This is a genomic window from Streptomyces alkaliterrae (assembly GCF_007097205.2).
Lineage (GTDB): Bacteria > Actinomycetota > Actinomycetes > Streptomycetales > Streptomycetaceae > Streptomyces > Streptomyces alkaliterrae.
On sequence record NZ_VJYK02000359.1, the window covers coordinates 1 to 5,166 of the forward strand.

General features: G+C 71.2%; 6 protein-coding genes. 4 read left to right on the forward strand and 2 right to left on the reverse strand.

Annotated features, from left to right (window positions below):
• Window positions 1-142 precede the first annotated feature (142 nt).
• Together FNX44_RS23630 and FNX44_RS23635 are read right to left on the reverse strand one after the other, a co-directional pair.
• Entirely contained in the window at window positions 143-370 is a 228-nt protein-coding gene (locus FNX44_RS23630) for a cation:proton antiporter regulatory subunit (protein WP_143650895.1), read from the reverse strand.
• 133 nt (window positions 371-503) lie between these two features.
• On the reverse strand, window positions 504-1,433 hold the full coding sequence (locus FNX44_RS23635) for a helix-turn-helix transcriptional regulator (protein WP_143650897.1): 930 nt from the start codon (window positions 1,431-1,433) through the stop codon (window positions 504-506).
• Window positions 1,434-1,649: 216 nt separating this feature from the next.
• Between FNX44_RS23635 and FNX44_RS23640 the strand changes: the two genes are divergently transcribed.
• The 4 genes from FNX44_RS23640 to FNX44_RS23655 form a co-directional block, all read left to right on the forward strand.
• Window positions 1,650-1,796 (forward strand): hypothetical protein, encoded by a 147-nt coding sequence (locus FNX44_RS23640; protein WP_153507663.1) that lies wholly within the window; start codon window positions 1,650-1,652, stop codon window positions 1,794-1,796.
• A gap of 326 nt (window positions 1,797-2,122) precedes the next feature.
• Entirely contained in the window at window positions 2,123-3,064 is a 942-nt protein-coding gene (locus tag FNX44_RS23645) for an ATP-grasp domain-containing protein (protein WP_143650899.1), read from the forward strand.
• Between the two features lie 97 nt (window positions 3,065-3,161).
• The gene (locus FNX44_RS23650) at window positions 3,162-4,547 is read left to right on the forward strand and encodes a nitrate/nitrite transporter (protein ID WP_143650901.1); all 1,386 of its coding nucleotides are present in this window, start codon (window positions 3,162-3,164) and stop codon (window positions 4,545-4,547) included.
• A gap of 182 nt (window positions 4,548-4,729) precedes the next feature.
• Window positions 4,730-5,166 (forward strand): uroporphyrinogen-III synthase (locus tag FNX44_RS23655; protein WP_173019269.1); only part of this gene is annotated, 437 nt, incomplete at its 3' end.

Genomic DNA, 5,166 nt, shown 5'->3' on the forward strand with positions numbered 1-5,166 from the left:
GTGCCGGGGCCGAGGAGGATGCCGACGAGCATGTAGCAGGGGACGGACGGCAGTCCGACGCGGCGGGCGCCGCGTGCGACGAGTCCGGCGATGAGCAGGACTGCGCCCAGCCCGAGGAGGTCAGCGTGCATGGGGCGGGGGCTCAGCCGTCGAAGAAGGTACCGGTGAGTACGGCGCCGACCTTGCGGGCCTGCTCCTCGGTGAGTTCGAGGACGGCGGTGGGGTCGGAGTCGTGGCCGGTGAAGACGTAGACGTCGCGTCCGCCCGCCGCGTGGACGACCACGGAGACGCGCTGGTCGGGGCGTTCGAGGTCGATGTCGAAGCGCTTGCCGATGCCCGGCAGCTCCTGTACGTGCACTCCCTGGCCCATGACGGCGGCTCCCTGCTCCTGACGGATGTCGGATCTGGTGCGACAGGGGAAGAATGTCAGGTTTCTGTCGTCCGAAGCGGGCAGCGCCCGGCCGTGTCCCGCGCGGCCCGCGTCCCGAAAGCAGGGGGCGGCGTCAGGAGATCCAGCCGTTCATGGCGGCGCGGACGCCGGCCTGGAAGCGGCTGTCGGCGCCGAGGCGGTCCAGCAGGGTGGCGACGATGCGGCTGACCGAGCGCGGTGAGACGCCGAGCTGGTGGGCGATGACCTCGTTCTTCTTGCCCGCCGCCATCAGCAGCAGCACGTCGCGTTCGAGTTGGGTGGGTTCGGGGCCGTTCTGCTCTTCCTCGGCGGTGAACTCCAGGCCGCGCTCCCAGTGGTGGACGAAGAGGCGCTGGAGGAAGCCGAGGACGGCCGGGTCGCGGACGAGGACCACACCGGCGGCCGTGTCCTCGGTGTCGACGGGAAGGACGGCGGCTTCCTCGTCGTAGATGAGCAGCCTGGAAGGCAGTACTCCGGTTGTCCGGATCTGTGCGCCCGCGGCGCTGATATCGGCGGCGTAGCGGGCGGTCGGCTTGTGCTTGCGGGCGGTGTGCTGGAGCAGTATGCGTATCCGGGCGCCGCGCGCGAGCGTGTCCAGGTCGAGCGGGGTGGCGGATCGTATCGCCTCCTCCCGCAGTGCCCCGCCGGGGCTGAGAACGTCCACCGAGCTCTTGCAGGTGCGGGCCAGGTCGTCGATGACCGAGCGGATGTTGTCGATGCCCTCGATGACCTCCACCCGGCCCTTGGAGGAGCGCATGCTGCGGGCCTCCAGGTACTCGCCGGTCAGCGCGTGCAGCTCGGCGCGGGCGGCGGCGATCGCGGTCTGCCGCTCCAGGACGTCCCGCAGGGCGGGTGCGAGCAGCGTGTCGGCGGCGGTCTCGGGGGAGACCGCCGACCAGCCGCCGCCCGGGGAACGCTGCAGCAGGCTCAGTTCCGCGAGCGTCGCCTCGCGGCGCACGACCTCCGCAGGGTCCAGTCCGGCGCGGCTCGCGAGCTGCTCCGCCGAATCGTTCGGGTGCAGCACGCGAAGTCGGTACACACGTGCCGTGACCTCGTCTATCTTGCAAGTCTTCCGCACGGTTCCAGCTTCCTCGATCCCGTCCCGCCGCTCGGCGACAATCCGCCAGGCGACATACTGCCAGGGCAAAACACTTGGCTAGAGGGCAGGAAGTCGCAAATATCGACTCCTGACTGAAGGCGACAGCTTCGTGGTCGCCGGGCACGTTTAGGGAGGCGTCCTGTGAAGAGACTGACTCGGGTGTTCGCGGCATCTGTGATAGTGGGTCTGGCCGCCGTCGGGGCCACGCTCGGTGTGGCCGGCGCCGCGTCCGCCGCCGACAAGAGCACCGTCTCGTCTGCGAGCTCCACCGACAACATCTGGCAGTGACGGCCGGATAACAGGCGGGACAACCGAGCATTCCCGGAGAGAGCCATGACCAAGCTCGCATCCAACGGAGAGCCCGCGGCCCATGCGACGGGTACGACCACGCCCGAACACCGTCGCGACGCCGCACTGATACCCGCCCAGGCACCGGGTTGGGGCCGGGTGGGATCCGCTGCCTGGGCGCTCCGCTCGCTGTCCTGCCACACCACCGATGATCGCCGCTCCCCCCACGGCGATTCCAGACCGGTGACCAAGTGGGGTGGCCGTTCCGCCGGACGGCTCACCGTGCGCTTCCGGTCTGGCGCACCTGGTGCGCTGGGAAGCGCCCGGTGAATCCACCCCCCACACCCCTGGCTGTTCTGCTCAACCCCCGTGTGCAGACGGTCCGGGCGGCGCGTGAGGTCGGGGCCCGCACCCTCATGGTGGGTCCCGACCTCACGGCGCCGGGAATGAGCCGGGTGCTCGCTGAGGCCGACCAGGTACTCGAAGCGGACTGGCGCTCGTACCGCAGGCTGACCGCCGCTCTCAGCCACCTCGCGGGCGCCCGGCAGACGGCCGTGTTCGGTTTCGAACGGGCCACGGCGCTCGCCGCCGCGCGCGCCAACTTCGCGCTGCGCCTGCCGGGCAGCTCCCCCCTCTCCGTCGCCGTGCTGAGCGACGCACTCGCGCTGCGCGAGCGCGTCAACGAGCTCACCTGCGCCAGCGTGCGTTTTGAGGCGTGCGAGCGGGAGCGGCTGCCCAAGGCGGCCTGCCAGGTCGGCTTCCCCTGCACCGTGCGACCGCGCGGCGCGACCGCCGACGAGGCGGTGCTGCTGCGCGGCGTCATCGACGCGGAGGTCGTCGCCGACCGGATGCCGGAGGGCGAGGTGATCGTGGAGGAGTACCTGGACGGGCCGCGCGTCCTCGTCGAGGCGCACTCCCACCACGGCACCCACACCGTCGTCGCGACCACGCCGCCGCTGCCGACGAGTGGGAGCGGGCCGCGCGAGCGGGTGCGCGGCGGCGGGGAGCGCCGGGACGGCGGGTGCCTCGGGGATCTCGGGGATCTCGGGGAGGACGTCGCGCCGGCCGTGCACCGGCTTGTCGCGGACACCCTGGACGCCGCCGACTACGCGTTCGGCCCCTCCCTCACCACCGTCGCGCTCACCGCGTACGGGCCCCGCCTCGTCGCCTCCGGGCCGTGTACCGTGCCCGACAGCACCCTGCCGGGCGTCGCCGTGGCAGCGCTGCTGGAACTGCGCACTCCGGCTCACCGCGCCCAGGCGAGCTAGGTGAGAGCAAGGTTTCGCCGGTGTCACCTTCGGCCACAGGCCGGAAATCTGCGCTCCCTACCTTCGGGATCGACACCCGACAGGCCAGGGAGGCGCCATGACAGCTCCGAGCACACAGCGCGGGGGCCGCTGGATCCAACGGTGGGACCCCGAAGACCCCGTCTTCTGGCGGGAGAAGGGCGAGCCCATCGCCCGGCGGAACCTGCTGTTCTCGATCCTCTCCGAGCACATCGGCTTCTCCATCTGGACGCTGTGGTCGGTGCTGGTGCTGTTCATGGGCCCGGAGTACGGCATCGACCCGGCCGGGAAGTTCTTCCTGGTGGCGATGGCCACGCTGGTCGGCGCGTTCGTACGGGTGCCGTACACGTTCGCGGTCGCCCGCTTCGGCGGCCGGAACTGGACGGTTTTCGCCGCGGGCATGCTGCTGCTGCCGACGATCGCGGCGTTTGTGGTCATGGAGCCGGGCACGTCCTACACGACGTTCATGCTCGTCGCGCTGCTCACCGGCGTCGGCGGCGGTAACTTCGCCTCCTCGATGACCAACATCAACTCCTTCTTCCCGCTGCACCGCAAGGGCTGGGCGCTGGGCCTCAACGCGGGCGGCGGCAACATCGGCGTACCGGTGGTGCAGCTGATCGCGCTGCTGGTCATCGCGACGGCCGGCGCCGGCCAGCCTCGGGTGCTCCTTGGCATCTACCTGCCGCTGATCGTGGTGTCGGCGTTCTGCGCGTGGCGTTACATGGACAACCTGGCGCCGGTGCGCAACGACACCGGCGCGGCACGCGAGTCCGTGAAGGACGCGCACACCTGGATCATGTCCTTCCTCTACGTCGGCACCTTCGGTTCCTTCATCGGCTACAGCTTCGCGTTCGGGCTCGTCCTGCAGAACCAGTTCGACCGCACGCCGCTCCAGGCCGCGTCGCTGACGTTCATCGGGCCGCTGCTCGGCTCGCTGATCCGGCCCGTCGGAGGACTGCTCGCCGACCGCTACGGCGGCGCCCGTATCACCCTGTGGAACTTCGCCGCGATGGCCGCTGCGACCGGCGTGGTCGTGTTCGCCTCGATGCGGGAGTCGCTGCCGGTGTTCCTCGTCGGGTTCGTCGCGCTGTTCGTCCTCACCGGGTTGGGCAACGGGTCGACGTACAAGATGATCCCGGGCATCTACCAGGCGAAGGCCGTCGCGCTCGGGCTGAGCGGGGAGGACGCCGCCGCGTACGGGCGCCGGCTGTCGGGCGCCGCCATCGGGCTCATCGGCGCCGTCGGCGCGCTCGGCGGACTCGGCATCAACCTCGCGTTCCGGCAGTCCTTCATGACCAGCGGCTCCGGAACCGGCGCGTTTGTCTCCTTCCTCGTCTTCTACGCCGTGTGTTTCGCCGTCACCTGGGCCGTATACCTGCGGCGGCCCGCCACCCCCGCGCCCGCCGCGGCCGGGGACGAGGAGGCGGCGGAGAGCCGCCGCCAGCCCGCGTACGTCGGAGTGTGAGACGGCGCGGACTGCAGGCGCTCCGCGCCGGCGGACAGAGCGAACCGTGCGCCCGGTCGTTGTGACCGGGCGCACGGCCCCACGTCAACCACGTAACACCGGCGAAATCCCGGTGCACCGAACCTGTCACCTGGCGACGGCAGGCTCGAAGGTCCAGGACAGAACGGGACGAGGCCCCACCGATGCATCAACCACTGCCGCTCGACGGATTCACGGTCGGTGTCACCGCCGCCCGCCGCGCCGAGGAGCTCGGCGCGCTGCTGGCCCGACGCGGCGCCACCGTCCAGCACGCGCCCGCGCTGCGTATCGTCCCCCTCTCCGACGACCGCGAACTCCTCGCCGCCACCGAGCGGTTGCTCGACCAGGCGCCGGACGTGGTGATCGCGACCACCGCCATCGGCTTCCGGGGGTGGATCGAGGCGGCCGACGGTTGGGGGCTCGGGGAGCGGTTGCTGGCGCGGTTGGCCGAGGTCGAACTGCTGGCGCGGGGGCCCAAGGTGAAGGGCGCGGTGCGGGCGGCGGGGCTGAACGAGAGCTGGTCGCCGGCGTCGGAGTCCATGGCGGAGGTGCTGGACCGGCTGCTGGAGGAGGGCGTCCACGGGCGGCGGGTGGCCGTGCA

What these genes read in the sequence shown, in the direction of transcription:
- FNX44_RS23630 (WP_143650895.1), bottom strand. Translation starts at nt 370, where the DNA reads ATGGGCCAGGGAGTGCACGTACAGGAGCTGCCGGGCATCGGCAAGCGC.
- FNX44_RS23650 (WP_143650901.1), top strand. Translation starts at nt 3,162, where the DNA reads ATGACAGCTCCGAGCACACAGCGCGGGGGCCGCTGGATCCAACGGTGG.